Below are 26257 nucleotides of genomic sequence, written 5' to 3'. Positions count from 1 at the left end.
TCGCCCCCACTTTCGCGCGGGCTGCCACTCAGGTTTCCAAGCACCGCGCCAGCGCGCAACCCGGTCGTACCGCGCACCGAAAAGTGCATGCATTTTCCCAACTGATACCCTTGTTTTCGCGGATTCTTGCGAATTGCCAAAGGTCTCGGCCCGCTGAACGCAGTCTCCGGATTCCGGGCATCAGGCAACGTTATGCTTTCTGTCACATTCTCCTCAGCAAGCATCAGAAACCCCAATTTTTCTCCGCTTCAGCCGCATGGCGAACGTTCTTGGAGATTTTTTTCCGGGTATCCGGGAGGCTTGAAGCTACACGCTCCCCCAGCAGATATAAGCCTTTGCGACCTCGTGTGTCCGGTGGCTTCTTCTTTCGCCACTAGCTATGATCGAGCAAACATCCACGGTTAGGAGACGAAGTGAATAAGCTGCAGTCAGATGAAGCACTGACCCGAGTTACCCTGGACGCCTCGCGCCGGAACATCCCAATCGAGATTGTGCCGCGCGACAAGGTCCGCTCGCTGGAAGAGGCTGCGGACGCCTTGGGAATCTCGGCCTCGGCCTTGCTCAAGACGCTGGTTATCAAACGCACAGACGGCACCTTCGTCTTCGCGCTGATCCCCGGCGGGCGGAAACTTGACTGGGCGAAGCTGCGCGGAGTCATGGGCGTCAATAAGCTCTCGCTGCCATCTTCAGATATCGCTTGGGATGTCACGCACTACGAGAGCGGAACCATTACTCCTTTTGGCTCGCACACGGTACTGCCTGTCTACATCGATGCCAGCGTCTTCGAAGAGCCCGTATCGGAACAGATAGGACTGGGCAGCGGGGACCGAGCCCATGGACTGCTGGTTCGCGCCAAGGATTTGGTTAGCGGATTTGATGCCACGATTGCTGATATTTCGACTCCGGAATAACCAGCCCTGGCTTAGCCAAGGCCTTCTTGGCCCAGGCCTGCGACTTGGTCAATCCCTTGATCGTCGCGTTGCGCAGCGGCAGACCCAGCGGCTGCTCGACGAAGCGTGCCACCAGGTAGGCAATTCCTAGCATCAGCACCAGCAAACCGGCCAGCAGCACGTACTTGTTCACGAAACCGTGCAGCTGGTTGATCAGCCACCAACCCCACAACTGGTGCACCAGGTACAGCGGGTAAGTCAATGAACCGGCCACAGCCAGCCATTTGCCCTGGACGTTCTTGAGCGGAGTCAGAGTGCACACCGCCAGCAGAACTACGCACAGGACGGTCAGCAGCTGGAAATGCCATGCGGGGATATCCATCCCGGAGAGCAAGTCCGCGTCACTTCGCCCCTTGATGCCGGTGAAAAATGCGGCGATGGCAGTATTGCCTGCGACCATGGACCACCGCAGAATGCTGTGGCCGCTTTGATAGATCAAGAAGAGCACCATGCCGGCTGCGAACAGGGCCGCATACTGCCCGGCAATCCATTCCTGCAGCTTGTCCAAGCTTGTGAAATGCAGATACAGGCCCAGAGCGGGCCAAATGGCAGAGAGCAAGAGGATGTGCTTGTTCTTCACGAAGCCCATGGACAAGAGCACTGCGAGCAACACGTAGAAACGCAACTCGACCCAAAGTGTCCAATAGACACCGTCCATATCGGTGACGCCGAATCCAGACTGCATCATGCTCAGGTTGGGCAGAATATCACTGGCCGAGCGTCCCTCGTTACCGGAGGGCCAGATCCCAAGCGAGAGTACTGTTGCTGCGAGTACCGCGAGCCAGTAGGCCGGGTAGAGGCGGCCCACACGCGAGCCGATGAAACCAATGACGTTCTTTCCCTGGAGGGACATCAGGATAACGAAGCCCGAGATGAGGAAGAATAGCTGTACACCCAGCTGTCCGTAACGGGTGAATTCGGAGAGTACTGGCCAGAACTCTGCGGCTTGCCTCCCCCAGTGATCATGTCCCCATGCGGTGTAGTGATACAGGACGACAATTAGCGCAGCTGTAATCCTCAATGCGTCTAGGAGCCCTAGCCGCGGTGCTGGTTTCTGGTTCTGGGTAGCTACGGTTTTTGACACATTTTCACTGTAAACAATGAACTTGAATAAACGCTGTTAATAGAAACGTTATAAAACAATTGCTATGGACTTCCCAGCTTAACGACCAAAGGCCCACAGACTTTCGTCTGTGGACCTTTGGCAATAAGTTGCGAGTGACCGCTGTACTTACTTAACGGTGACGGTAGCGCCGGCAGCTTCCAGAGCTTCCTTAGCCTTCTCGGCAGCGTCCTTTGCAACACCCTCAAGCAGAGCCTTTGGAGCAGCGTCAACGAGCTCCTTAGCTTCCTTCAGGCCCAGGGAAGTCAGTGCGCGAACTTCCTTGATAACTGCGATCTTCTTGTCGCCAGCCGACTCGAGGACTACGTCGAATTCGGTCTTCTCTTCAGCAGCAGCTTCGCCGCCTGCAGCTGGACCAGCAACTGCAACAGCAGCAGCGGTTACGTCGAAGGTCTCTTCGAATTCCTTAACGAACTCGGACAGTTCGATGATGGTCATTTCCTTGAATGCGGAAAGCAGCTCTTCGTTGCTGAGCTTCGCCATGGTGGGCGTCCTTTCGGTTTTTGGCCTTGAGGGCCGATGAATTTGGGTTTACGTTGCGAGAGAACTCGAAAGCTTAGGCTTCTGCCGGAGCTTCCTCGGCAGCTTCGCCACCGTTCTCGTCGAGCTTTGCACGCAGAGCTTCGACAGCGCGGGCAGCAGCGGAAGCTGGAGCCAGCAGCACTGCTGCAACGCGGGCGAGCTGAGTTTCGCGGGATTCCAGCGCAGCCAAAGCAGCGATGCCGCTCTGGTCCAGTGCCTTACCTTCGAACCAACCGGTCTTGATGACCAGCTTTTCGTTAGTCTTGGCGAATTCCGTGAGGCTCTTAGCGGCAGCAACTGCATCGCCCTTAATGAAGGCGATTGCGGTTGGACCAGAAAGCTGTTCATCGAAAGCATCGATGCCAGCGTTCTTCGCTGCGATTGCAGTCAAGGTGTTCTTTACGACTGCGTACTTGGTCTCCTGACCAAGCGAGCGGCGCAGATCCTTGAGCTGTGCAACGGTAAGCCCACGGTATTCGGTCAAGACAGCCGCCGACGAATCATTGAATTCCGCGGTGATTTCTTCAATCGCTGCAGTCTTGCTTGGGGTTGCCATAACACTCCTTCCGGGGATTTGTTCGGTACCGTTTCAAAACCGGCGAGGCCATAAAAATAGCCCCGCGCAGGAGCACAGGGCGTTTCAACTTATTCAAAGTCAAAAAATCTATGTAACCTGCGTTGGTCATCCTTGCGGATCTTTAGGAGCAGTTGGAAACCAAATGCTCAACCGACGGTCTTCGGTATTTCTAGTTTATATGAGCACTCCAGCCCACAGCAAATCGAAGCCGGAGCCAATCTCATGATCCTGGTCACTAGGGGAATTAAATTAGAATGGCGGGACTCATTTACCAACGCTTGGGGAACGCTAGTAGTAAGTCCCGCCGATACAAAAGTTTTGGGGAAACTTTCGTATCTCATCCGCGTAGGGCCTTGGGGGATCCATACGCGGATGACCGAGATACTCGGTAGTCAAAGCTTATCATCGGCTACCGGCTGGTACGAAACATGAATACGCTTGCCAGCAGCCGTGGCCATCGCGCAGATTCCTCGTTTAAAAAGGAAGGGAGCATGCCGATTATCGGCATGCTCCCCCAAGCTAGTTAGCTACTAGACTTAGGCCTCAACGCGGGTTACGTTCGCGTCAACAGGAATACCTGGACCGAAGGTGGTAGCGATGGTTGCCTTCGAGATGTAGCGACCCTTCGAAGCCGAAGGCTTCAGGCGCATAACCTCTTCCAGAGCTGCTGCGTAGTTCTCGGTCAGCTGCTTTGCGTCGAACGAAACCTTGCCAATGATGAAGTGCAGGTTCGAGTGCTTGTCGACGCGGAAGTCGATCTTGCCGCCCTTGATGTCGGTTACAGCCTTGGCCACATCCATGGTCACGGTGCCGGTCTTAGGGTTTGGCATCAGGTTACGAGGACCCAGTACCTTACCCAAGCGGCCAACCTTGCCCATCAGGTCAGGGGTTGCAACTGCTGCGTCGAAGTCGGTCCAGCCGCCCTGGATCTTTTCGATCAGGTCGTCCGAGCCAACGAAGTCGGCGCCAGCTTCGCGAGCTGCTTCTGCCTTGTCACCGTTAGCGAAAACAACCACGCGGGCGGTCTTGCCGGTGCCGTGTGGAAGGTTTACGGTACCGCGAACCATCTGGTCAGCCTTACGTGGGTCAACACCCAAGCGGAAAGCAACCTCAACGGTCGAGTTGGTCTTATCGCCTGCGGTCTCCTTAGCCAGGGCAATTGCCTCGGCTGGAGCGTAGACGTTGTTGTCGGCATCGATCTTAGCCGCGGCGGCTACGTATGCTTTGCTGCGCTTTGCCATCTGCGTTTTCTCCTTATGCAGTCGTGGTCATATGGACCGCGCGGGGTCCTGCCACGGGCGAATCGATCAGATGACCGTTTCGCCTTAGATTGAATTCTTGAGTGCTATCCAGCGTGTGAACAGCGGAAGGCGGGATTAGCCTTCTACGGTCACGCCCATGGAGCGGGCGGTGCCGGCGATGATCTTGGCTGCAGCAGCCAGGTCATTTGCGTTCAGGTCAGCCATCTTGGTGGTGGCGATTTCCTCAACCTGAGCCTGGGTCAGGTTAGCAACCTTGTCGGTGTGCGGAACACCCGAACCCTTTGCAATGCCAGCTGCCTTCTTGATCAGCTCAGCTGCAGGAGGAGTCTTGGTGATGAAAGTGAACGAACGGTCTTCGTATACGGTGATCTCAACTGGAACAACGTTACCGCGCTGCGACTCGGTCGCTGCGTTGTAAGCCTTGCAGAATTCCATGATGTTGACGCCGTGCTGACCAAGGGCTGGACCGATTGGAGGAGCTGGGTTAGCAGCACCTGCCTGGATCTGCAGCTTGATGAGTCCGGTGACCTTTTTCTTTGGGGCCATGTCGGGTCCTTCTTACTCTTGCGTTTCCCGTGGCACAGGAGCGTGGCACGGGGATCTGGCTATCGTGGCGCGACAGCCAAGCGTACCCTCGCATCGATAAGCGACCGATGCGGGGCACGAAGACTTAATACTACTGGATCTTGGTGACCTGGTTGAAGTTCAGGGTCACTGGGGTTTCACGTTCGAAGATCGAAACCAGTACAACCAGCTGTGCGGCATCCAGCTTGATCTCCGAGATGGTTGCCGGCATCGTTTCGAACGGTCCGTCATTGACGATAACCGATTCGCCGACTTCGAAGTCCACGGTGACCTCAGTAATTGGAGCACGGCCTGGCTTGGACGCCGATGGCTGCTCTACTGGATCAACGATGGTGTGCTCCAGCATGGAGAACACTTCGTCAAGGCTCAGTGGGTTTGGATCGTGGGCGTTGCCAACGAATCCAGTGACACCTGGAGTGTGTCGAACAACACCCCACGACGCGTCAGTCAGCTCCATGCGGACCAGGACATAGCCCGGGATGCGCACGCGGCGAACGATCTTGCGCTGAGTGTTCTTGACCTCGACGACCTCTTCCATTGGAACCTGGATATCGAAGATGAACTCATCCATGTCCTGGGTCTGGATACGGGTCTCAAGATTGACCTTCACGCGGTTTTCGTAACCAGCGTAGGTGTGAATGACAAACCAGTCACCTGGAAGACGACGGAGCTTAGCGCGGAATTCTTCCTTGAGCTTGGCTACGTTGTCTTCGCCCTCGGCTTCTTCAGCTTCGTTGTCTTCGCCCTCGGCTTCTTCAGCTTCGTTGTCTTCGCCTTCAGCTTCTTCAGCTGCGCCTTCGATTACCTGAGCGTCTTCAGCGTCCTGTGCTGGTGCTTCGGTTGGGTCGACGTCAGCTTCTACAGCTGGCTCAACCTGATCGCCGGCGGCTTCAACGAACTCGTTTTCGACCTCGTCATTAATCTGCGGTTCGAGTTCCTTGTCGGACACTGCAGCTCCTGCTTTCTTTGACTGAATGACACTAAATTGCCTCGGGGTAATCATACCTCCGAGGCAACAAAATTACTGTTCGACCTTGTTGGTGAACAGGAGGATCGAACCCTGCCCAAAGACGAAGTCCAGGGCCGTCACGATCAGCATCACCACGACCACGAAACCGACAACAACCAGGAAATAATTCACTAGTTCACTGCGGGTCGGGGTGACGACCTTCTTAAGTTCTGCGATTACCTGGCGGAAAAACAAGAAGATCCGGGCAAAGAAACCCAACTTCTGTCCACCCTTACCGGAGCTGAGAGCAGATTCGGTCATGTTCTTCCTCGTTTCAAAAATTTGGCCAGTTGAAACAATCACGGTGTGCCATAGTCTATTCGACTGCAACACACCGTGATGAGATAATTCGCTAAGCGATAAATCGCTATTGCGCAGGGCAGACAGGACTCGAACCTGCAACCTGCGGTTTTGGAGACCGCTGCGCTACCAATTGCGCCACTACCCTTCGGAGCTTTTTACCGCTCCCACCTAGAACATCTTAGCGGATAAAACATTCAGCTTCGTCCGTTGCGATGTCTCGGCAACGAGAAATAACTTTACGCAACGAAATCGGAAATGTCGAACTGACAACCTCCGGTGTGGCGCAGAACGCATTCCCGCGCCCCGTTGCGCACCTTATTGTGTCATTTTCAAAATTGTGATGCTGAAGTGCAAGGTTGCGAACTAAACTGAGGTGTAACAGCTGTCCCCATAGACTTCAGGACGAATCCCCAATGTCTCGCATTTCTCGCCGCATCGGCGCAATTTCCGAATCCGCGACTCTCGCAGTAGATGCCAAGGCGAAGGCTCTTAAAGCAGCAGGTCGACCAGTAATCGGTTTCGGTGCCGGTGAACCCGACTTCCCAACCCCTGGCTACATTGTCGAAGCAGCAGTCAAGGCGGCCCAGGATCCAAAGAACCACCGCTACTCCCCTGCAGCCGGCCTTCCCGAGCTGCGCGAAGCAATCGCCGCCAAAACCATGCGCGATTCGGGCTACGAGCTCAAGGCCAATCAGGTTCTGGTCACCAATGGCGGCAAGCAGGCGGTGTACAACACCTTCGCAACCCTGCTTGATCCAGGTGACGAGGTCATCGTTCCGGCTCCGTACTGGACCACCTATCCCGAAGCCATCCAGCTCGCCGGAGGCAAGGCCGTATCGGTCTTTGCCGGCCCGGAGCAGGGCTACAAGGTTACCGTCGAACAGCTCGAATCCGTACTGACCGAACGCACCAAGGTGCTGCTGTTCGTTTCTCCTTCGAACCCCACCGGTGCCGTATACACCCCGGAGCAGGTCCGCGAGATCGGCCAGTGGGCTGCTTCCAAGGGGCTGTGGGTTGTTACCGATGAGATCTACGAGCACTTGACCTACGGCGATGCAACTTTCAGCTCCATCGCGACCTTGGTCCCAGAGCTCGAAGACCGAGTTGTCGTCCTCAACGGCGTGGCAAAGACCTACGCAATGACCGGCTGGCGCGTGGGTTGGATGGCAGGTCCGCTGGATGTCATCAAGGCCGCCACCAACCTGCAGTCCCACGCCACCTCGAACGTTTCCAACGTATCGCAGCGAGCCGCCCTGGCTGCTGTTGCCGGGCCGCTGGATGCCGTGAACGACATGAAGGTTGCCTTCAACCGTCGCCGCTTGGCCATCGTCGAATCACTGAACGCGATTGACGGCCTGCACTGCCCTACTCCGGAAGGCGCGTTCTACGCGTATTCGGATGTTCGAGGCCTGCTGGGTCGCGAAATCCGCGGCGTAGTGAACAACACCAGTGCAGAACTTGCTGCTTTCATCCTGGAACAGGCAGAAGTTGCCGTCGTTCCAGGTGAAGCATTCGGCCCTTCCGGCTATATCCGCATGTCATATGCACTGGGTGATGCTGACCTCGAAGAAGGCGTCGCACGGATGGCCAAGCTGCTGGGCGAAGCCAAGTAGAAAAACCGCGCCGCCAAAGAAGCCGGGCAGTCCATGATGGACTGCCCGGCTTCTGTGCTTTTGCCGCAGTGCCGTTTAGAGGATCTTGCGGTCCACAGCCCAACGGGTAAGTTCGTGGCGGTTGGATAGCTGGAGCTTGCGCAGCACATTGGACACATGCGATTCCACGGTCTTTACCGAGATGAACAGTTCCTTGGCTACTTCCTTATAGCTATATCCCCGGGCAATCAAACGCATGACTTGCAATTCGCGGTCAGAGAGCAAATCCAGCTCCTCATCGATTTCTGCCACCGGACCGCTGCTGCCAAAGGCGTCCAGGACGAACCCGGCCAAGCGTGGCGAGAACACGGCATCTCCCCCGGCCACGCGACGTACTGCATCGGAAATTTCGGCCCCGGAAATGCTCTTGGTGACATACCCGCGAGCACCGGAACGGATGACCGTCACTACGTCCTGTGCTGCGTCGGAAACGCTCAATGCCAGGAAACGCGTGGATCCCAGCAGCCCGGTGCACCCCTTGAGCACTTCGGCCCCGCCCCCGCCGCGGCCACCGGGCAGGTGCACATCCAGGAGCACCACATCCGGTTGCTGTTCGGTGATCACCTCGATGGCTCCCTCCACGGTGCCAGCTTCCCCGACAATCTGGATGTCCTGGGCCAAATCGGCACGTAAACCGGAACGGAAGATGGCGTGGTCATCCACCAGCACTACACGGTAGTTCTCGGTGGTGTTCTCAGCGTTCATGTTTCTATTCTTCCTCCATGTTCAGTGGCATGCTCAGCTGCACCTCAGTTCCGGATTCACCGCTCCGGATATGCGCCATGCCGCCTGCGCGTTCCATGCGGCCAATGATTGATTCCCTGACGCCGTGCCGGTCCGCCGGTATTCCATCTACTTCGAAACCGGTGCCGCGGTCACGCACATACACTTCTACTTGTTCGGCCGAGCATTCGATGAATACCGAAATCTTGCCCTCGGCATGCTTCGCTGCGTTCATCATCGCCTCGCGGCTAGCGGCCACCAGTGCCTGCTGCCCGGCAAAGCCCTGAGCATTGCCTACGGATATGACTTCTACATCACGCAGTAGCAGCTGTTCGATGTGGCTTGCCTCGTGCTGGATCTCAACGATTACATCTTCATCATCAAGGTCATGGTTGCCGTACAGCCATTGGCGCAGTTCACGCTCTTGGACGCGTGCCAAGGTTCTCACCGCCGCTGGGTCTTCACTGCGTTTTTGAATCACTGCCAAGGTCTGCAAGACCGAGTCGTGCAGGTGGGCCGCGAACTCTGCACGTTGGGCCGCCGCCTGGCGCGAGCTCCGTTCAGCGATGAAATCGCGCCAAAGCCGAGTGCCCCAGGGAAGCAACACCACGACTGCGCCGACAATGATCGCCAAGGCCGCCCACAGGCCGCCGAGCAGGTCTGCGGCTCCGACGGTATTGCCCAGCAGGGCCAGCAGACCGCCGATGACCAGGACCAGGCCAAAAGCCAGGCGCAGCAAGAAAGGCAATGACGGGCGCTTCTTGTGCTCGGTGATACCTTCATCGAACTGGATCCAAGCCAGCACAATACCGGCAATCACGCCCAAGGTAGGCCAGATCAGATCCCAGCGGATATTCCAGCCGGTCCACTGTCCATAAGCCAAGACGGCGAGCGCCAGCAGGCCCGCACCGATCAGCGTGTCACGCCAGGTGGAGTTCCTTTCCCAACCTTCGCGTGGACGGAAGATGCCTTGCTGCACCCGGTTCATTTCTTCAGCCAGGCTGCGTGATCTGGTGCCCCAGGAGCGAAGCTCGTCAGCGTGCGCCTCTTCGGCGCTCGGGACGAATACCCACAGCCAGGCGTAAAGCAGAATGCCGATGCCGCCCAGTGCGGACAATCCCAGGAACCCAATACGCACGTACCCCAGCGGGATGCCGAGGTGCTCCGCGAGGCCGCCGCAGACGCCGGCGATTAGCCGGTTCTCGCTGCGCACCATCAAACGCCGTTCAGGACTTTCCATAGTTCTAAGTCAAGCACGTTCTTGTCGTTTCTTCCCGGTTGATCACCGGATCTAGGGGCACCCCTAGGGGAAGTTCAGGGTATCCCCTCATAGCGCGGGACCCCTGCCACACGAGAACATTGGACTATGAACAACGAAGGCTCTCAACGTCGTCGCGGCTTTTACGACCAGCTGCGCAAATCACCGATCACTCGCCAGGACTCGCAGTGGCTCGGTGGCGTTGCAACTGGTGTCGCCGATTATTTCAAGGTCGATGTAGTGCTGATCCGCGGCATCTTCGTGGTGCTCGGTGTCCTAGGCGGCTTGGGCATGGTGCTCTATGGACTGGCTTGGGCGTTGCTTCCTGATGCGGGAGGCAAAATGCATCTGGAAAGTGCCGTGAACCGGAACTGGACCAGCGGCATGACTGGCGCGGTGATCATCTTTGCGCTGGGCATCTTCCCTGCTCCCTGGTTCTTGGATTCGCTGGCACCGGTCCTGTGGCCCCTGGCTATTGTTGCGGCTATCGCATTCATTATCTTCAGCAGGAAGAACACCCGGTTTGCGCGTCCGGACCAAGCCCGCAATCCGGCAGCGACCGGTGACAGCTCTGCTGCCTCGCCAAGGGCTGCCGAGAAGAGCACCGCGTTGGAGCATCCTTGGCGTGAAGAGGGCGCCCAGAGTTTCAATGCGAGCGTAGCTAGCGGGTTCGGGACGAACTACCCGGATGCGCCGATGAAGGAGCACCCCATGAATTCAGGTGATTCTGGCCCAGCGGGCCAGTACGAAAATAGCTATTCGCCGGATCCCGCATATACGAAGGCCTACAGTGCCAAGGCGAATCGCAAGCCGATCAGCCGCCCGATTCCGGGTTGGCTTGGCACCACCGTCTTCGGCGTTACCGTGCTGGTGGTCGCCGTGGTCATGCTGGCCGACTACCTGGATATCGTGGCCTTGCCTGGTTCGGGCTGGACCGTGGCTTTGGCTTGCGGCCTGTTGCTTGTTGGCATCACCATTGTCCTAGCGGCCCTCTCCGGGCGAACCAGTGGAGGCCTGTTGGGTTTGGCCATTCCATTGCTGGTCCTGACGGTGATCTTCTCTGCTACGTCTTTCGAGGAATCTGCCCGCGGGTTCGTTCGATCGGCTACCGGCAGCGACAGCCAATACAGCGCTGTTTTCAGCAGCTCCACGGTTGACCTGACCCATCTGGGCAGTATCACCAAACCAACTACTGTGGAGATCGATTCTGTCTTCTCCAGAATGGATCTGCTGCTGCCGGAGAATGTTCCGGTGAAGATCGAGACCGAGGGCGCATTCCTTTCCGGAATGGATATGGAACTGCCGCAGGACCGGCGGTCCTTGCCGGGAAATGCACCAATGCTGACCATTGAAGTAGACGGAGTTTTTTCCTCGTTCTCCACGACCGTGGATGATCCCAGCATCCTGAACCCCAGCAACACGGATTTCTAAGGACTGAGCCCCATGAATACTTCTTCTACTCCCGCTAGGAAATTCCCTACCGGAACCTTGGTCTTCGGCCTGATTCTGATCGTTGTCGCCCTGGCATCGCTCAGCCGTCTGGTCTTGCAGTGGAGCTTTGACATGCCGCTGTTCTTCATCGCTATCGTCGCCTTGGCCGGCGTAGCCATGATCTTCTCCGGATTGGCATCGGCCGGCAAGGCCCGCAAATCCGAAGCCGAACCACCGGTTCCCACCGACCCCAATCTCTAAGCCTCCAAGCTTTTCCAACAATTAGGAGTTCTCTGATGGACGCATTCTTCAACTCGCTTCGTTCCATGCCGCTTCGTCGCGGGCCAGGCCGATTGGCCGGTGGCGTCGCCGGGGGCATCGCCGACAAGTTCGGGTGGGATGTCACCTTGGTGCGTATCGCCCTACTGCTTTCGTTCTTGCTTCCGGTAATGGGTGTTGCCGCATATATCCTGGCGTGGATCCTGATCCCAGCGCAGGACAACACCATCATCTTGCAGAACTGGCTTCGCAAATTCTAAATACCGTTCCCGGCTGGCCTGCTCGGGAACGATGCTTGGCATCGCTATCCGGCTAGGGCGAGGCTCGTGCACTTCCGTGACATGAGACTCGCCCTAGTGGCTTTAAGCACGTACAATGGCACGCAGAGTAGATGCTCAATGGCGCGCGGATATTGACTGAAATCCGAATGGAACTCTTTGCTGTTACAGCGTTATCACGGGGCCTGCACGCTCCAGCTGTCGCACAAGGCTTTCCCATTACTAAGCGAGGGCCAATGCGCATTGGAATCATGACCTCAGGCGGCGACTGCCCCGGTCTGAACGCCGTCATCCGCGGTGCGGTACTGAATGGCATCAAAAGCTACGACGACGAATTCGTCGGTTTCCGCGACGGCTGGCGCGGCGTCAAGGAAGGCGACTTCTTCCACCTTCCGCGAACCGCTGTGCGTGGCATCGCCAAGCAAGGCGGCACCATTTTGGGCACCTCACGCACCAATGCGTTTGAAGGGGAACTTGGTGGCGCGGAGAACATTTCCAAGGTTCTCAAATCCAATGGCATCGATGCGCTGATTGCCATCGGCGGGGAAGGCACCTTAGCTGGCGCCCAGCGCCTATGCGAAGCCGGCCTTCCTATCGTTGGCGTTCCCAAGACCATCGATAATGACTTGGACGCCACGGATTACACCTTCGGTTTCGATACCGCTAACCAGATTGCGGTCGAAGCCATTGACCGCCTGCGCACCACCGGCGATTCCCACCACCGCTGCATGGTGGCCGAGGTAATGGGCCGCCACGTAGGCTGGATTGCCCTGCACGCTGGCATGGCATCCGGTGCGCACGCGGTGCTCATCCCGGAGGTTTCCACCACCATGGAGCAGATCTGCCAGTGGGTGAACGAAGCCCATGAGCGCGGACGCGCCCCGTTGGTGGTTGTGGCCGAAGGCTTTGTGCCAGAAGGCATGGAAGAAGCGTTCTCGGTACGTGGTCTCGATTCCTTCGGACGCGCCCGCCTTGGCGGCATCGGGGAGATGCTCGCCCCGGTCATTGAGGAACGTACCGGCATCGAAACGCGTGCAACCGTGCTGGGACATATTCAGCGCGGCGGCGTCCCCACCGCTTTTGACCGTGTCCTGGCCACCCGTTTGGGAATGGCTGCGGTGGATTCCATCCATGCCGAGGCGTGGGGCACCATGGTGGCGTTGCACGGCACCAAGGTGCTGCGCGTACCGCTGCGTGCCGCACTGAACAACCTCAAGCGTGTCCCCATGGAACGCTACGAAGAGGCCGCCGTGCTCTTCGGCTAGGCCTGGAGATACACCAAGGGCGTGGGTTGGAATGCTGTGAACAGCATTTCAACCCACGCCCTTCTCTTTGGCCTTTAGCCTTGCGGCGGGGTTCTCAGGAACCCGGTAAAGCGCCCAGCGACCTGGCCGGCGTCGGTCGCCACAATGACTTCCTGCGTTGCCGGGTAGCTCGTTTCGCCGTCCACCACGGACAGAACCGCTTCCGGGTCAACGTTGCGCTTGACCACGGCCAAGGCGATTGGCCCGGCTTCATAGTGCAAAGTCGCGGAAGTGATCCGGCCAACCGTGCGCTCCCCCAGCTTCACTTCGGCGCCGGCGGCAGGCAGCGTGTGCATGGAACCGTCGAGGTCCAAGAAAACCATGCGACGAGGCGGGTGGCCGATGTTGTGCACCCGGGCAATTGTTTCCTGGCCTTTATAGCAGCCCTTGTCCATGTGCACCGCGGTACGCAGCCAATCCAACTCGTGGGGAATGGTCTTGTCGTCTATCTCGGCACCGAAGCGCGGCTCCCACGCGGCGATACGCAAGGCCTCGACAGCCATCATGCCTGACAGCTCTTCGTCAGCTACTGCGACGGCAAGCTGCTCCAACTCCACGATATGCAAGAACCACGGACGTTCCTTGCCCGGGTGATCCTCACGGGAATAGGCCCAACCACCGTCGGTGATTCCGGGCCATGGGTTCTCCCAGACCAGGCTCCCGGCAGTGCCAATCTTGCGGGTAGCCGCCAATACGCCGTAGCTCTCGGAAAGATCATTGACCTCAACGCGCAGCATGAAGCGCATTGAGTTCAGGAACTGCGCCAACGCTGCTCCGGCACCAGGTTCAACGATCAGCAGCAAGCGATCTGCGGTGGCCAGCACCTTCATTTCGTGCTCAATGCGTCCTTGAACCGAAAGCAGCAGCGTCTGGGTGCTGTCTCCTGGCTTCAGGCTGGAAATGCGCTGGCTGCTGAGCGTATCGAGCCAACTCTGGCGGTCTTCGCCGCGGATCTCCACAACATCGAAGTGGCTCAGATCGGCAATTGCCTGGCCCTCAGCGAGTTTGCGAGCTTCGCGGGTAGGAGCGCCGTAGTGGGCTGCGACGCCGGCATCTACGCCGCCAGCTTCCACTGCAGCAGCACGGTCCAGCAGGACCGAACGGTATTCAGTGGCCATGATTAGTGCACCGTGCCTTCCGAGGTGACACGCTTGAGCGCCGCCGAGGCGTGCGCTTGAAGATCCATATTGCCCTTGGAAACATCCCAGCGCCAGAACAGCTCGCCATTGACCAGACCGTAGATCCGGGTTGAGGACGCGTAAGGTTGGGCGTTCTTGCTGCGCAGCAAGCTCTCGGTGGCCAGCTGAATGCGTGGTCCATTAATCAGGCCGTAATACAGCTCTGAGATGCCGTCTGGTCGGACAATTTGCGCCTGGATCTTGAAGCCGTCTTCGGTATGCAGCTTCTGCACATCGTCGGCCGAACGCAGTACCGGGAAGATGTCACCGGGCTCCATGCCAGGACCGGCATCGGCTTCCTGCTGTTCACGGTCCAAGGACCAGAAGCCGGTTTCAACGGCTAGGATCCGCAGCTTCGTGCCATCGGCTTCGGTCAGCCAGGCTTCACTGCGGTATTCAAGGTACGGCCCGCCAACGTCACGGAAGGTGACTTGCTGCCAGAAAAACTCGTCCTCGGCTTCGCCTTCGCCAAGACGGCCAGCACCTTCCCAGGTGCCGATGAGCCATGCGAAAGGTACAAGTTCCGGGGTGAGGTCCGTAGGTAGGTCAAAAGCCATGGACTACTCGCTCCTAAGTCAGTTAGTGATGAAATGAAAACAGCGCACACGTTGTTGTGTGCGCTGTTTCTACTTCTGGCCCTGGAAGAGGCGCTTCACTACCAAGCCTGCGAACCCAGCCATTCCGAGACCGGCGATCACTACAAGTGCCTGGAAGAAAATTTCGATTGCAAGGTAATTTTCATTCATGGCTTCATCTTAGCGCGGGAGGCAGGAGAACTTCGACACGCGTGACGCAGCTAGCATCATATTTGAACCGCTCACCGCTAAATGAAAGCCAGCACTTCCATCGCGTACCAGCTGACCGCACCGCTCATCAGCAAGATGGCGCAGGCAAGGCCAAGGATTCCACTCATGTTTCGTACGCTGCGGCTGACCAAGGCCAATGCCCGTAATGAACCCACCAGCAAGCCGGTCAGCAGTCCCAGGGTCGCCCCTTGGTACCAGAGCATATCGATTGGCAGCGCGCTGGAGGCCGCGCCCAATGCGGCAGCGACCACAGGCGCCAGAATCATGGTCATCCGGTTTGGCAGGCGGGTAACGGCAACCGCACCAGCCCCAAGCAGAGCGACCACGGTTGTGACGGCCAGCCCAAAGCCGTAGGGCACATAAGCACTAGCGGCCCAGGCGGAACCCAGCACGCCCAGGACTATGCCGGTCACGCCAGAAACCACACCGGCCAGCCGGCCTTCGGCTTCTGCCCCGCGCAATACCTGGCTGATAAATACCAGAAGCACGCCAACGGCGATTGCTTCGACACTATGTGACATCACCGACCCGCCTGGCATGAACATGGTCGAAGCCGTAGCCGCCAAAGAGCACAACGCCAAGATGATGGTGATCGGCCATGGCGCATCGGAGCGGACCATTCGTGGCCAGGTATAGGCGAAAATCAGCTGCAAGACCGCGGTGAGCACACCCATCAGCCAGCTCATCGAATCCAGACTTGCAACAACGACAAGCAGTGCCGCTGCAACGAGTCCACTGAATAAAACCTTGATTCTCAAATTCTGATTCCTGACGGTAATGTGTCCGCACTTGCGTGTTCACATGCGTGCTTCAACTGATTCATTCCTTATACTGTGACACGTAAAAGTGATTTTTTCGCAACTATCTGGCAGGAGGAAGACCGATTGGCTCACCTACTGCTATTAAGTAATCATGCCGAAAATGCCGCTGAAGTTCTTCCGGCACTCGAACTGTTATTGCACGAGATTTCTTTCTTCCCTGCAACAACGGAGTCGCTGAGCCAAATCCCTGAGTGCGACGCGGTCATCCTCGATGCCCGTACAGATCTCATTCCGGCGCGCTCCCTGGCGCAGTTATTGCACGCCAATTTGAATCTGCCCTTGCTGCTGGTTGTCAGCGAAGGCGCACTGGGCATTTTGAACTCGGATTGGTTTGCGACTGATTTCCTGTTGCCTTCCGCCATCCCTGCCGAGCTTGATGCACGCATCCGCCTGATGCTCTCCGGAGCCACGGTTCCCGCCCCCGCACCGGTGGCCGCTGAAAGCACTTCGGGCCTGCGCATCGATGAGTTGAGCTACACCGCCCGTATCGATAACCGCATGCTGGACCTGACATACAAAGAGTTCGAACTGCTCAAGTACCTGGCACAGTTCCCCGGCCGAGTCTTCACCCGCGAACAGCTGCTGCATGAAGTGTGGGGATACGACTACTACGGAGGCACCCGTACCGTAGACGTGCATGTGCGACGTTTGCGCGCGAAACTCGGCACCGATCATGAACAGCTCATCGGAACGGTGCGCAACGTCGGCTACCGCTTCCACACCGAATCATAACTTTCAGATAACTCCTACCCACTTCGCACATTTTACGACTATCGTGAAATGCATGAGCGAACTGCCACAGAACACTGTTTCCATCCAGCACGTCCCCGGTGAGCTTGATGAACGGGCGCTATCCGACGTGCGCCAGCTAGCCCTCGATGCGCAGAAAGCCGATGGCAACCCGCCGTTGAGCGACCAGACCCTGGTGGCATTGGCAGCCGATGAGCCTAGCCAGAATCTGCTTGCCCTGCTGGCTGAAGCCGGCGAAGGCGCGGAGTCGACGTTGGCCGGCGTTGCCATCGCGGTTCGGGAATCCCCGGATCAGCCTTGGGTCCTGGAACTGGTAGTCCACCCCGAGCATCGCCGCGCTGGCATTGGCCGGGCCCTGCTGGGCAAGCTCGGTGAGCTGCTGGATCTCTCGAAGATCCAGGCGTGGGCGCACGGCGACCACGATGCAGCCAAGAAGCTGGCCGCAGGTGTGGGCCTGGACCGCGTACGCGAGCTGTTCCGGATGCGCCGCGAAGGCACCGATTACCTTGAAGAGCCTGCGATTGATCGCCGGATTACGGTCCGCACCTTCCGTGTTGGCGAGGACGAGCCGCAATGGCTGGAAGCTAACGCCAAGTCCTTCGTGCATCATCCCGAGCAAGGTTCGCTGACCCTCAATGACCTCGAAGCGCGCATGTCCGAGGACTGGTTCGACCCATCCGGCTTCTTCTTGGCCTTTGACGCGGAGGAGAATCTGCTCGCCTACCACTGGACCAAAATCCATCCTGCTACCGCAGACGCGGTCCGCCCCACCGGCGAGGTTTACGTTGTCGGCGTCGTTCCCGAAGCGCAGGGACTAGGCCTGGGCCGGTCCTTGACCACCACCGGCATCAACTACCTGCTGGAACTGGGCGTCGATGCGGTGATCTTGTACGTGGATGCCGATAATGAAGCTGCAGTTAAGCTCTACCGCTCGCTGGGCTTCACACTTTGGGATGCGGACATTATGTACGGTCCGCAGAAGATAGACTAGGGGTACCGGCAGTCCCTGATTTATCGCGACTGCCGCCAGCGGTGTCTTTAGCGTCCACTTGCAGGAAAGAAGTGAGTTCAGCCGATGAATAGCTACCCCAAGGAAACTGGTACTCAGCTACGTGATGTTCCTTCCTCGAAGGTCAATGAAGATCGTATAGAGCCAGCAGATTCGCTACCGGATCTGCATCCTGATGGCGGATTCAAAAATGAGCGTTTCCTTGACCGTGAGCTCAGCTGGCTGCATTTCAACGCCCGCGTTCTGGAGCTGGCCGAAGACACCGATCTGCCCTTGCTTGAACGGGTGAACTTCCTGTCCATCTTCGCCTCGAACCTTGATGAGTTCTTCATGGTTCGCGTTGCCGGGCTGAAGCGCCGCATCCACGCTGGACTGGCGGTGCCGGCGGCTAACGGAATGAACCCGGTAGACCAGTTGGAGTTGCTGCTATCCTCGGCCCACGCGCTGCAGACCCGCCATGCCAAAGTCTTCGCCGACTCGGTATACCCCGATTTGGCCGAGCAGGGTATCCGCATCACCACCTGGGAAGACCTCTCGGCATCCGAGCGTGACCTGCTTTCCAAGTGGTTCGTTTCCCAGGTATTCCCGGTACTCACTCCGCTGGCGGTTGACCCTGCTCACCCATTCCCGTACATCTCCGGGCTGTCGCTGAATCTGGCTGTGGTGGTCCGCAACCCGCTGACCGGCAAGGAACTATTTGCCCGCTTGAAGGTGCCAGACACCATCGCCCGCCTGATCAGCATCGACGGCACCCGCGCGGCGCACTCTTCGTTGCGTACGGCCCGGTTCATCCCGCTCGAAGCACTTATTGCGGTGCACTTGGAGCTGTTGTTCCCGGGGATGGAAATCGTCGAGCACCACTTCTTCCGTGTCACCCGCAACGAGGACCTGGAAGTTGAAGAGGACGATGCAGAGAACCTGCTGCAGGCGCTGGAGAAGGAATTGCTGCGCCGCCGCTTCGGTCCTCCCGTTCGCCTGGAAGTCGCCAATGACATCAACCCTGAAATCATGGAGCTGCTCACCCGCGAGCTCGGTGTTGAAGAGGACGAGGTTTTCAAGCTTCCCACCCCATTGGACCTGCGCGGTTTGGGCGTTATCGCGTCGCTGGACCGTTCAGAGCTTCACTACACCAAGCATGTTGGCCATACCTCGAACTACCTGAACGAGTCAGAAACTGCCAAAGCCGCCAATGTGTTCGCGGCCGTTCGGCGCCGCGACATCCTGCTTCACCATCCCTATGATTCCTTCTCCACCAGCGTGCAGGCCTTCCTGGAACAGGCCGCAGCTGATCCGAAGGTCATGGCCATCAAGCAGACCCTGTACCGCACCAGCGGCGACTCGCCCATCGTCGATGCGCTGATTGATGCGGCCGAAGCTGGCAAGCAGGTTCTGGCCCTGGTAGAAATCAAGGCCCGCTTCGACGAGCAGGCCAACATCTCTTGGGCGCGCAAGCTGGAACAGGCGGGCGTGCACGTGGTCTACGGCATCGTGGGCCTGAAAACCCACTCCAAGCTCTCCTTGGTGGTTCGCCGCGAAGGCGACAAGCTGCGCCGCTATTGCCACATCGGCACCGGCAACTACCACCCGCGCACCGCGCGGTATTACGAAGACTTCGGCCTGCTCACCTGCGACGACGAAGTTGGCGAGGATATCTCCAAGCTGTTCAACCAGCTTTCGGGCTACGCCCCGCGCTCGACCTACAACCGCCTGCTGGTTGCTCCGCGCTCGGTACGCACCGGCTTGCTGGCGCATATCGAGAAGGAGATAGTCAACGCCGCGGCCGGCAAGCCGGCAAAGGTCGTCATCAAGGTCAATTCCATCGTGGATGAAGCCATCATCGATGCGCTGTACCGGGCCAGCCAGGCAAGGGTCAAGGTGGAAGTCATCGTTCGCGGCATCTGCGCCCTGCGCCCGGGAGTGCCGGGACTGAGCGAGAACATCGAAGTACGTTCCATCTTGGGCCGGTTCCTTGAGCACAGCCGCGTGTTCATGTTTGAAAACGGCGGAGATCCACTGGTGTACATCGGCTCCGCCGACATGATGCACCGCAACCTGGATCGTCGCGTGGAAGCCCTGGTCTCGCTGCGCAACCAGGAGGACATTGATCGCATGATCACCCTGCTGGCCCGCTACATGGACGACAAGACCGCTTCGTGGCACCTGAACTCCGATGGCGACTGGATTCGCCATTACCAGGACGAGGATGGCAAGGCGCTCTCGGACGTCCAGTTCTGGTTAGTTGAAGAACATGCCCGCCGACGAAACAGTGGACGTAATAGCTAGTGACCGAACCAGAGCTGCGCGATACCCGCACCAGGGCTCGTGACATCATCCGTTCTGCAGATGCCGAGGAAATCCGCCTTGGCGAATACGACATCGTGGCCGCCGGGGCAATCCCCTGGCGCGTGAAGGACGGCAAACTCCAAGTTCTCCTGATCCACCGCCCAAAGTACGATGACTGGTCCTGGCCCAAGGGCAAACTCGATCAGGGTGAATCCATCGCCGAGTGTGCGCTGCGCGAGGTCCGCGAGGAAATCGGGTTGCGCATCACCTTGGGCATCCCGCTTTCAGCCACCGCCTACTCCGTGGGCCAGAAAACCAAGGTTGTCTACTATTGGGCAGCCAAGACCGATGCGCAGACGGTAATTGAGCCTGATGGCGCGGAATGCGACGAGGCTCTTTGGACCAGTCCCAAGAAGGCTGCCAAAATGCTGTCCATTGCCACGGACAACCAGCCGCTGTCCGATCTGGTCCTGGCCTATGAAGCCGGCGTGCTCGATACGCACCCGGTGCTCATTGTCCGCCATGCCAAGGCCAAGCCTCGTGGCAACTGGACTCGTGCCGAAGGAGACCGCCCGCTGGCGGCGACGGGGCGACGCCAGGCGCAGGCAGTTTCCCGGATGCTCGAAGCATGGAAGCCGATGCACGTGGCCTCTTCCCCGTGGATGCGGTGCGTCCAGACGATCACTCCCTATGCCGCCTTGCACGCCTTGAAGCTCAAGAGCATTAAAGCCCTGACCGAACATGCGGCGACACGCAATCCGGAGCGGGCACGCAAGGCCGTGCAAAAACTCTTCGACAAGTACCGTTCCCAGGTGATTTGCACCCATCGCCCGGTGCTGCCCTTCGTGTTGGAGGTTCTTGCCCAGAACTCCACTGACGAACTGGCCATGGCCCTGCCGGACCAGGATCCCTATTTGGAACCGGGGTCCCTGATCGTTGCGCAGCAGGTCCAATCCGGCAGCCCGCGAATCGTCTCCTTTGAGATTCATACGCCGTACCACGATTAGCCTGATGCGGCTGAAGCCCGGCATTGCATGCCGGGCTTCAGTGTTCTCTCAGGGCGTGGCACCAGCCGTTGCATCTGCCTCCGATTAGGGATAAGACTATGAATAGGAGACACGTCACAGCCAAGAATGAGGTAATGCCATGACTGCCCAGCAACCGAACCAGCCAGTCGAGAAGATTGTGCACCATGGACTGCGTTTGGATCACGATGCCAGCCGCGGCCGCTATTCGCTGTGGCACGGTTCCACTTTTGTCGGTTTCCTCGGCTACTACGAAGAAGATGGCATCGCCACCATCCAGCACACCATAGTCAATGAGGAATTCGGCCGTCGCGGATACGCTCGCGCGCTGGTGACCTTGGTTCTGGACAAGTTCCGCGACAAGGGGCTGAAGATCATTCCGGAGTGCAGCTACGTCCAGGACTACCTGCGCCGCTACCCGGAGTATAACGACATGGTGGCTGCGAGCTAGGCACGAGTGCGAGCAGCATCATCAATGCGCTTAGTTCCAGGAGCTTTCCGTTTGATCTAAACTGGGACGTGTGAATATGCCAGCGCCGACCACCAGCACGACAGGTAAGATGACGACTCCAATCGCAACCCCTTATGAAGATCTGCTTCGAGACGTGCTGGAGAACGGCGCCTCCAAGGAAGACCGCACCGGAACTGGAACGCTGTCGGTATTCGGCCGCCAGATCCGCTTCGATCTGAAGGATTCTTTCCCGCTGGTCACCACCAAACGCGTGCACTTCAAATCCGTGGCAGCAGAACTCTTGTGGTTCCTGCGCGGCGAATCCAATGTGAAGTGGCTGCAGGACCAGGGCGTGCGCATCTGGAATGAATGGGCTGACGAAGCCGGCGAACTCGGACCGGTCTATGGTGTCCAGTGGCGCAGCTGGCCAACTCCCGATGGCGGCCACATTGACCAGATCTCCCAGCTGGTCGACTCGCTGCGGAACAATCCGGACTCCCGCCGCCACATCGTCTCGGCGTGGAATGTCGCAGAGATCCAGAATATGGCGTTGCCTCCATGCCACGTGTTCTTCCAGTTCTACGTGGCCGAGGGCAAGCTCTCCTGCCAGCTCTACCAGCGCAGTGCAGACATGTTCCTGGGCGTACCGTTCAACATCGCTTCCTACGCACTGCTCACGCGCATGCTTGCCCACCAGCTCGATCTGGAGCCAGGCGAGTTCATCTGGACTGGTGGCGACGTGCATATCTACACCAACCACTTGGAACAGGTCAAGGAGCAGCTCTCCCGCGATCCCTACCCATACCCGACGCTCAGCTTCAATTCCAAGCCCGAGTCGATCTTCGACTACACGCTGGAAGATTTCAGCATCAATGACTACCAGCACCACCCGACGATCAAGGGAGCCGTAGCGGTATGACTCCCAAGCCTCGCCACGCACACGACGTTGAACCGCTGGTTGGCGCCATTTGGGCCCAAGCCGAGAACGGCATTATTGGCGCTGACGGCGCCATGCCATGGCACGTTCCCGAGGACCTGGCCCATTTCAAGCGCACGACCGCTGGCCATCCAGTGATCATGGGTCGTGCCACATGGAATTCCTTCCCGGCGAAGTTCCGTCCATTGCCAGGACGCACCAACATCGTGCTGACCACGCAGGCTGATGCCCACGCGCAGCTGCGCAAGGATGGCGCACTCCCCGTCTCCAGCTTGGAAGAAGCCATCGCGTTGGCACAGCGCAGCGCCGGCGGCGAAGAAGTATGGATCATTGGCGGCGGAAAGGTCTATGCCCAGGCACTGGCGCTGCTGGACGTCGCGGTGATTACCAAGCTCGATGCCTCCCCTGCTGGAGATACCTCCGCACCGAAGCTCACCGCTGACTTCGCTCTGGGCGCATCCGATCCGTCCCTAGATTCGGAAGCTGCCCACTGGCACACTTCCTCCACCGGTACCCGCTACCGCTTTGAAACCTGGCTTCGCCAAAAGGATTAGAACGACCATGAAAAAATACATCGGAGAGCTCAAGCAGCACCCCGAAGCACTCTTCATTCTCGGATACATGCTCTTCCCGCTGCTGGCCTTGGTGGTGGCCGTACTCGGCTTCTTCATGGTTCTCGGCGGCCACAAGGTATTCGGCCTGATCATGCTGCTGGTCCCGACGCAGATCTTTATCTTCTCCGCCATGTGGGCGATCAAGAACCGCAAGCTGCTGCTTGAGGAAAAGTAAAACTTTCGCTGCACCGAGTCACACCTGAACCCTGCTGGGGCTTGGGTGTGATTCTGCTTTAACTGGTGTAACGAACCGGGCTCTGCCGGATAAACGCCCCTACCATGGATACATGACTTCATCTGTTGGTTTTGTAGGTTACCGAGGCATGGTTGGTTCCGTGCTGATGCAGCGCATGCTCGACGAGGGCGATTTCGCCCAGATTGACCCGGTATTTTTCTCGACTTCCAATGCCGGCGGCAACGCCCCGGCATTTGCTGAGGGTGCTGGGCCGCTGCAGGACGCGTTCGATATTGAAACGCTGTCCAAGTTGCCGATCATCGTCACTGCCCAGGGCGGGGACTACACGACCAAGGTCCACACCGAGCTTCGCAAGTCCGGCTGGGACGGCCTGTGGATCGATGCGGCGTCCTCGCTGCGCATGAATGATGATTCGGTCATCGTTTTGGACCCGGTCAACCGAGCCGTGATCGATGAATCCCTGGCCTCTGGCGTCAAGGACTACATCGGCGGCAACTGCACCGTCTCGTGCATGCTCATGGGCTTGGGCGGGCTATTCAAGAACAACTTGGTCGAGTGGGGCACCGCGATGACCTACCAGGCCGCTTCCGGCGGCGGCGCACGCCATATGCGCGAACTGCTCACCCAGTTCGGCGACATCAATGCGTCGGTGGGCAGCGAGTTGGCTGATCCAGCCAGCGCCATCCTGGAAATCGACCGCAAGGTCCTGGAAACCCAGCGCGGAAACCTGGATGCCGCGCAATTCGGCGTACCACTGGGCGGCTCGCTGATCCCATGGATCGACGCTGATTTGGGCAACGGCCAGTCCCGCGAAGAGTGGAAGGCAGGCGTTGAGACCAACAAGATCCTGCAGACCCCCGGCGACAAGCAGATCATCATGGACGGCCTGTGCGTCCGCATCGGTGCCATGCGCTCGCACTCGCAGGCACTGACGCTGAAGCTGAAGGAAGACCTGCCGATCTCCGAAATCGAGTCGCTGCTCTCAGCAGACAACCAGTGGGCCAAGGTCGTTCCCAACGAGAAGGAAGCCACCATGGACCAGCTGACTCCGGTCGCGGCGTCCGGTACCTTGGATATCCCGGTCGGCCGTATCCGCAAGCTGGAAATGGGTCCTGAGTACATCTCGGCCTTTACCGTTGGAGACCAGCTGCTGTGGGGCGCTGCCGAGCCGCTGCGCCGCATGCTCGCTATCGCCCAGGGCCGCCTCTAGGCACCTCCGAGGCAGAACCATGGCCAAGCCCAGAACAGAAATTTCTGTTCTGGGCTTGGCCATTTCCCCTGCGGATGAGCTCTAGTGGGCCCACTCATCCCGGAGTACCGAATAGATCAGCTGGTCATGCCACGCACCGGCGCGCCACTGCGCTTGGCGGATGACACCCTCGCGGGTGAACCCCAGCTTCTCCAGGCACTTCTGCTCAGCCGCATTTTCTGCGGCTGTCGTAGCCTGGATCCGATGACGGGGGTAGTGGGTGAATAAGTAGTCGACGAGCAACTTCTGCGCCTGCGTGCCATGGCCCTGGCCGCGGTACTGGGCAAAGATGCCGATGGCGACTTCCCAGCAGGCCGAGGTGTTGGCCCGGCCCCACGACGAAACGGTGAACCAATCGACTTTGCCGATTATTTGCCCCCCCAAGCAGACTGCCAGCGCGCCATCGGCGTTGCCGATCAACTGGTCCTGGCCGACACGGGCGCGCAGCTTGTTCGTATCCCAGAAGCCGAACCACTGAGCTTCACCGGCACCCTGCACGGATTGGAAGTTCGCTTCCAGCAGGTCGATATCCTCCAGCCCGAGCTTTCGCAATGACAAGTGCACCCTTGTTTTCCTCCCGTGTTCCGGCGATGGCTGGCATGCTGCTCGCTTAGAGAGCTAGGCCGATCAGCAACGGCTCATTGACCAGTTCAATGCCAAAACGCTGCTGCACGCCGGCACGAACTGCCCGCGCAATGGCCACAATGTCCTGGGCGGTGGCTTCCCCGCGGTTGGTGATGGCCAGTGTGTGCTTGGTGGACAGGGACGCTCGGCCGCCAGCGAGCGCGAACCCCTCGGTCCCCTCCAAGCCGTAGCCCTTGCCGAAACCGGCCTGGTCGATGAGCCACGCGGCGGACAGCTTGAGGAAGCCAGCTTGTTCCGCCGGGTAGCTCGGAGCGTTCTCGGGAAGCTTGCCCATGACGCTGGATTCAACGATGGGGTTGGTGAAGAAGGAACCCGTGGAGTGCGAGTCGGCATCCCTGGCATCAAAGACCATGCCCTTGGAACGACGCAAGTCCAGAACGGTCTGGCGCACTTCGAGCGCGTCGGCGCGTTCGCCAGCTTCAACTCCGAGCCGGCGGGCCAGCTCTGCATAGCGGATAGGAGCCGATTCATTTTCACGGGTCAGCAGGAAGGCCACTTCCAGGACCACGTAGCGTGGGGATCCGTTGGTGCTCGTGCGCTTGATGACCGAATCGCGGTAGGCGAAACCAAGCTCGGAGTTATCCAGCTTGAGTACCTGGTTGCTCTGGCGGTCGTAGGCACGCACCCACGCCAGGGTCTGGGAAATGTCTGCCCCGTAGGCCCCGACGTTCTGCACCGGAGTGGCACCGGTGCACCCGGGGATGCCCGAGAGCGCTTCCAGTCCGCTCAGGCCCTCAGCCAGGCTGTATTCAACGGTCGTGTCCCAGTTCTCGCCGGCGGCAGCGCGCAGCAGCACCTTGCCATTAGGCTGCTCGTCCAGGTGCAGTCCGCGGGTGGCGATCTGCACTGCGACGCCCGGGTACCCCTCGTCGGAGATCACCAGGTTGGAACCCCCGCCAATGAGCAGAACGTCGTGCCCTGCGGTGTCTGCTGCCGCAACGGCTTGAGCCAGTTCAGCTTCGCTGGTAGCGGTCACCAATTGCTGGGCTGGCCCACCAACGTGGGTCGTGGTCAGATTCTTCAGCATTGCTTCAGTT

The 26257-nt window shown here is 58.7% G+C and carries 29 protein-coding genes and 1 tRNA gene; 15 read left to right on the top strand and 15 right to left on the bottom strand.

All coding sequences use genetic code 11. The annotated features are described in order from the left end of the window. Positions 1 to 413 precede the first annotated feature (413 nt). Positions 414 to 911 (top strand): aminoacyl-tRNA deacylase, encoded by a 498-nt coding sequence (locus M2368_RS00635; RefSeq protein ID WP_105657669.1) that lies wholly within the window; start codon positions 414 to 416, stop codon positions 909 to 911. Here M2368_RS00635 and M2368_RS00630 read toward each other — a convergent pair. From M2368_RS00630 to M2368_RS00595, 8 genes are all read right to left on the bottom strand, one after another. Further along, positions 865 to 2034, bottom strand: coding sequence for an acyltransferase family protein (locus M2368_RS00630; protein WP_498723907.1), 1170 nt, complete (start codon positions 2032 to 2034; stop codon positions 865 to 867). The genes M2368_RS00635 and M2368_RS00630 overlap by 47 nt on opposite strands. 147 nt (positions 2035 to 2181) lie before the next feature. Further along, positions 2182 to 2556 carry a 50S ribosomal protein L7/L12 gene (gene rplL, locus M2368_RS00625; protein ID WP_133833621.1) on the bottom strand — a complete coding sequence of 125 codons (375 nt, stop codon included), beginning with the start codon at positions 2554 to 2556 and terminating at the stop codon, positions 2182 to 2184. A 73-nt stretch (positions 2557 to 2629) separates the two neighbouring features. Next, complete coding sequence (gene rplJ / locus M2368_RS00620) at positions 2630 to 3151, bottom strand: 50S ribosomal protein L10 (RefSeq protein WP_105657672.1); 522 nt, start codon at positions 3149 to 3151, stop codon at positions 2630 to 2632. A 557-nt stretch (positions 3152 to 3708) separates the two neighbouring features. After that, positions 3709 to 4413 carry a 50S ribosomal protein L1 gene (rplA, locus tag M2368_RS00615; RefSeq protein WP_105661540.1) on the bottom strand — a complete coding sequence of 235 codons (705 nt, stop codon included), beginning with the start codon at positions 4411 to 4413 and terminating at the stop codon, positions 3709 to 3711. 135 nt (positions 4414 to 4548) lie between these two features. Continuing rightward, entirely contained in the window at positions 4549 to 4980 is a 432-nt protein-coding gene (rplK, locus tag M2368_RS00610) for a 50S ribosomal protein L11 (RefSeq protein ID WP_105657674.1), read from the bottom strand. Between the two features lie 130 nt (positions 4981 to 5110). Then, on the bottom strand, positions 5111 to 5968 hold the full coding sequence (nusG, locus tag M2368_RS00605) for a transcription termination/antitermination protein NusG (protein ID WP_332498267.1): 858 nt from the start codon (positions 5966 to 5968) through the stop codon (positions 5111 to 5113). A 72-nt stretch (positions 5969 to 6040) separates the two neighbouring features. Continuing rightward, on the bottom strand, positions 6041 to 6289 hold the full coding sequence (gene secE, locus M2368_RS00600; RefSeq protein ID WP_038992215.1) for a preprotein translocase subunit SecE: 249 nt from the start codon (positions 6287 to 6289) through the stop codon (positions 6041 to 6043). A 114-nt stretch (positions 6290 to 6403) separates the two neighbouring features. Then, positions 6404 to 6476: transfer RNA gene (locus tag M2368_RS00595), tRNA-Trp, on the bottom strand. Positions 6477 to 6744: 268 nt separating this feature from the next. Here M2368_RS00595 and M2368_RS00590 point away from each other — a divergent pair. Continuing rightward, complete coding sequence (locus M2368_RS00590; protein WP_332728387.1) at positions 6745 to 7944, top strand: pyridoxal phosphate-dependent aminotransferase; 1200 nt, start codon at positions 6745 to 6747, stop codon at positions 7942 to 7944. 75 nt (positions 7945 to 8019) lie between these two features. Here the strand turns inward: M2368_RS00590 and M2368_RS00585 are convergent, their stop codons facing one another. Further along, positions 8020 to 8688, bottom strand: a complete 669-nt coding sequence (locus M2368_RS00585; protein ID WP_105656867.1) for a LuxR C-terminal-related transcriptional regulator — start codon at positions 8686 to 8688, stop codon at positions 8020 to 8022. Between the two features lie 4 nt (positions 8689 to 8692). After that, positions 8693 to 9946, bottom strand: coding sequence for an ATP-binding protein (locus M2368_RS00580; RefSeq protein ID WP_332487095.1), 1254 nt, complete (start codon positions 9944 to 9946; stop codon positions 8693 to 8695). Positions 9947 to 10072: 126 nt separating this feature from the next. Between M2368_RS00580 and M2368_RS00575 the strand changes: the two genes are divergently transcribed. The 4 genes from M2368_RS00575 to M2368_RS00560 all read left to right on the top strand — a co-directional run bounded on the left by M2368_RS00575 (position 10073) and on the right by M2368_RS00560 (position 13217). Beyond that, positions 10073 to 11395, top strand: a complete 1323-nt coding sequence (locus tag M2368_RS00575; protein ID WP_498723906.1) for a PspC domain-containing protein — start codon at positions 10073 to 10075, stop codon at positions 11393 to 11395. 12 nt (positions 11396 to 11407) lie between these two features. Then, complete coding sequence (locus M2368_RS00570; protein ID WP_133833616.1) at positions 11408 to 11656, top strand: hypothetical protein; 249 nt, start codon at positions 11408 to 11410, stop codon at positions 11654 to 11656. Positions 11657 to 11691: 35 nt separating this feature from the next. Beyond that, positions 11692 to 11934, top strand: coding sequence for a PspC domain-containing protein (locus M2368_RS00565; RefSeq protein WP_105656871.1), 243 nt, complete (start codon positions 11692 to 11694; stop codon positions 11932 to 11934). 254 nt (positions 11935 to 12188) lie between these two features. Next, on the top strand, positions 12189 to 13217 hold the full coding sequence (locus M2368_RS00560) for a 6-phosphofructokinase (RefSeq protein ID WP_332487090.1): 1029 nt from the start codon (positions 12189 to 12191) through the stop codon (positions 13215 to 13217). Positions 13218 to 13291: 74 nt separating this feature from the next. Here the strand turns inward: M2368_RS00560 and ygfZ are convergent, their stop codons facing one another. The 3 genes from ygfZ to M2368_RS00545 all read right to left on the bottom strand — a co-directional run bounded on the left by ygfZ (position 13292) and on the right by M2368_RS00545 (position 15926). Continuing rightward, positions 13292 to 14374 (bottom strand): CAF17-like 4Fe-4S cluster assembly/insertion protein YgfZ, encoded by a 1083-nt coding sequence (ygfZ, locus tag M2368_RS00555; RefSeq protein WP_498723905.1) that lies wholly within the window; start codon positions 14372 to 14374, stop codon positions 13292 to 13294. Between the two features lie 2 nt (positions 14375 to 14376). Further along, the gene (locus tag M2368_RS00550) at positions 14377 to 14991 is read right to left on the bottom strand and encodes a heme-binding beta-barrel domain-containing protein (protein WP_332487086.1); all 615 of its coding nucleotides are present in this window, start codon (positions 14989 to 14991) and stop codon (positions 14377 to 14379) included. 266 nt (positions 14992 to 15257) lie between these two features. Continuing rightward, a complete protein-coding gene (locus tag M2368_RS00545) occupies positions 15258 to 15926 on the bottom strand; it encodes a hypothetical protein (protein WP_105661542.1) in 669 nt (222 codons plus the stop codon). 198 nt (positions 15927 to 16124) lie between these two features. Between M2368_RS00545 and M2368_RS00540 the strand changes: the two genes are divergently transcribed. The 9 genes from M2368_RS00540 to asd all read left to right on the top strand — a co-directional run bounded on the left by M2368_RS00540 (position 16125) and on the right by asd (position 24536). Continuing rightward, positions 16125 to 16793, top strand: coding sequence for a winged helix-turn-helix domain-containing protein (locus M2368_RS00540; protein WP_105656876.1), 669 nt, complete (start codon positions 16125 to 16127; stop codon positions 16791 to 16793). Positions 16794 to 16845: 52 nt separating this feature from the next. After that, positions 16846 to 17802, top strand: a complete 957-nt coding sequence (gene mshD / locus M2368_RS00535; protein ID WP_133833613.1) for a mycothiol synthase — start codon at positions 16846 to 16848, stop codon at positions 17800 to 17802. 84 nt (positions 17803 to 17886) lie between these two features. After that, complete coding sequence (locus M2368_RS00530) at positions 17887 to 20103, top strand: RNA degradosome polyphosphate kinase (protein ID WP_105656878.1); 2217 nt, start codon at positions 17887 to 17889, stop codon at positions 20101 to 20103. Continuing rightward, complete coding sequence (locus M2368_RS00525) at positions 20103 to 21110, top strand: NUDIX hydrolase (protein ID WP_105656879.1); 1008 nt, start codon at positions 20103 to 20105, stop codon at positions 21108 to 21110. The genes M2368_RS00530 and M2368_RS00525 overlap by 1 nt, the downstream gene beginning before the upstream one ends. A 139-nt stretch (positions 21111 to 21249) precedes the next feature. Continuing rightward, positions 21250 to 21579 carry a GNAT family N-acetyltransferase gene (locus tag M2368_RS00520; RefSeq protein ID WP_105656880.1) on the top strand — a complete coding sequence of 110 codons (330 nt, stop codon included), beginning with the start codon at positions 21250 to 21252 and terminating at the stop codon, positions 21577 to 21579. 109 nt (positions 21580 to 21688) lie between these two features. Further along, positions 21689 to 22498, top strand: a complete 810-nt coding sequence (locus tag M2368_RS00515) for a thymidylate synthase (RefSeq protein ID WP_105657074.1) — start codon at positions 21689 to 21691, stop codon at positions 22496 to 22498. After that, entirely contained in the window at positions 22495 to 23070 is a 576-nt protein-coding gene (locus tag M2368_RS00510; protein WP_332487075.1) for a dihydrofolate reductase, read from the top strand. The genes M2368_RS00515 and M2368_RS00510 overlap by 4 nt, the downstream gene beginning before the upstream one ends. Positions 23071 to 23077: 7 nt before the next feature. Continuing rightward, positions 23078 to 23305 carry an NF038396 family protein gene (locus M2368_RS00505; RefSeq protein ID WP_105656882.1) on the top strand — a complete coding sequence of 76 codons (228 nt, stop codon included), beginning with the start codon at positions 23078 to 23080 and terminating at the stop codon, positions 23303 to 23305. Positions 23306 to 23417: 112 nt separating this feature from the next. Beyond that, complete coding sequence (gene asd / locus M2368_RS00500; protein WP_105656883.1) at positions 23418 to 24536, top strand: aspartate-semialdehyde dehydrogenase; 1119 nt, start codon at positions 23418 to 23420, stop codon at positions 24534 to 24536. An 81-nt stretch (positions 24537 to 24617) separates the two neighbouring features. On the opposite strand, the gene M2368_RS00495 is transcribed toward asd, so the two are convergent. Together M2368_RS00495 and M2368_RS00490 are read right to left on the bottom strand one after the other, a co-directional pair. Beyond that, a complete protein-coding gene (locus M2368_RS00495) occupies positions 24618 to 25139 on the bottom strand; it encodes a GNAT family N-acetyltransferase (RefSeq protein ID WP_498723904.1) in 522 nt (173 codons plus the stop codon). Between the two features lie 46 nt (positions 25140 to 25185). Further along, positions 25186 to 26247, bottom strand: coding sequence for a UDP-N-acetylmuramate dehydrogenase (locus M2368_RS00490; protein ID WP_133833608.1), 1062 nt, complete (start codon positions 26245 to 26247; stop codon positions 25186 to 25188). Positions 26248 to 26257 lie beyond the last annotated feature (10 nt).

The organism is Arthrobacter sp. JUb119 (assembly GCF_024807995.1).
Classification (GTDB): Bacteria; Actinomycetota; Actinomycetes; order Actinomycetales; family Micrococcaceae; genus Glutamicibacter.
The sequence above is the reverse complement of the archived record's forward strand: the minus strand, read 5'-3'. Positions and strand labels throughout refer to the sequence as shown.

Bases quoted from the DNA above. Each gene is read 5' to 3' on its own strand.
- rplL (WP_133833621.1), bottom strand. From the start codon at position 2,556: ATGGCGAAGCTCAGCAACGAAGAGCTGCTTTCCGCATTCAAGGAAATG.
- rplJ (WP_105657672.1), bottom strand. From the start codon at position 3,151: ATGGCAACCCCAAGCAAGACTGCAGCGATTGAAGAAATCACCGCGGAA.
- rplA (WP_105661540.1), bottom strand. From the start codon at position 4,413: ATGGCAAAGCGCAGCAAAGCATACGTAGCCGCCGCGGCTAAGATCGAT.
- rplK (WP_105657674.1), bottom strand. From the start codon at position 4,980: ATGGCCCCAAAGAAAAAGGTCACCGGACTCATCAAGCTGCAGATCCAG.
- secE (WP_038992215.1), bottom strand. From the start codon at position 6,289: ATGACCGAATCTGCTCTCAGCTCCGGTAAGGGTGGACAGAAGTTGGGT.
- M2368_RS00590 (WP_332728387.1), top strand. From the start codon at position 6,745: ATGTCTCGCATTTCTCGCCGCATCGGCGCAATTTCCGAATCCGCGACT.
- M2368_RS00585 (WP_105656867.1), bottom strand. From the start codon at position 8,688: ATGAACGCTGAGAACACCACCGAGAACTACCGTGTAGTGCTGGTGGAT.
- M2368_RS00580 (WP_332487095.1), bottom strand. From the start codon at position 9,946: ATGGAAAGTCCTGAACGGCGTTTGATGGTGCGCAGCGAGAACCGGCTA.
- M2368_RS00575 (WP_498723906.1), top strand. From the start codon at position 10,073: ATGAACAACGAAGGCTCTCAACGTCGTCGCGGCTTTTACGACCAGCTG.
- M2368_RS00570 (WP_133833616.1), top strand. From the start codon at position 11,408: ATGAATACTTCTTCTACTCCCGCTAGGAAATTCCCTACCGGAACCTTG.
- M2368_RS00565 (WP_105656871.1), top strand. From the start codon at position 11,692: ATGGACGCATTCTTCAACTCGCTTCGTTCCATGCCGCTTCGTCGCGGG.
- M2368_RS00560 (WP_332487090.1), top strand. From the start codon at position 12,189: ATGCGCATTGGAATCATGACCTCAGGCGGCGACTGCCCCGGTCTGAAC.
- ygfZ (WP_498723905.1), bottom strand. From the start codon at position 14,374: ATGGCCACTGAATACCGTTCGGTCCTGCTGGACCGTGCTGCTGCAGTG.
- M2368_RS00550 (WP_332487086.1), bottom strand. From the start codon at position 14,991: ATGGCTTTTGACCTACCTACGGACCTCACCCCGGAACTTGTACCTTTC.
- M2368_RS00545 (WP_105661542.1), bottom strand. From the start codon at position 15,926: ATGAGCTGGCTGATGGGTGTGCTCACCGCGGTCTTGCAGCTGATTTTC.
- mshD (WP_133833613.1), top strand. From the start codon at position 16,846: ATGAGCGAACTGCCACAGAACACTGTTTCCATCCAGCACGTCCCCGGT.
- M2368_RS00530 (WP_105656878.1), top strand. From the start codon at position 17,887: ATGAATAGCTACCCCAAGGAAACTGGTACTCAGCTACGTGATGTTCCT.
- M2368_RS00520 (WP_105656880.1), top strand. From the start codon at position 21,250: ATGACTGCCCAGCAACCGAACCAGCCAGTCGAGAAGATTGTGCACCAT.
- M2368_RS00515 (WP_105657074.1), top strand. From the start codon at position 21,689: ATGACGACTCCAATCGCAACCCCTTATGAAGATCTGCTTCGAGACGTG.
- M2368_RS00510 (WP_332487075.1), top strand. From the start codon at position 22,495: ATGACTCCCAAGCCTCGCCACGCACACGACGTTGAACCGCTGGTTGGC.
- M2368_RS00505 (WP_105656882.1), top strand. From the start codon at position 23,078: ATGAAAAAATACATCGGAGAGCTCAAGCAGCACCCCGAAGCACTCTTC.
- asd (WP_105656883.1), top strand. From the start codon at position 23,418: ATGACTTCATCTGTTGGTTTTGTAGGTTACCGAGGCATGGTTGGTTCC.
- M2368_RS00490 (WP_133833608.1), bottom strand. From the start codon at position 26,247: ATGCTGAAGAATCTGACCACGACCCACGTTGGTGGGCCAGCCCAGCAA.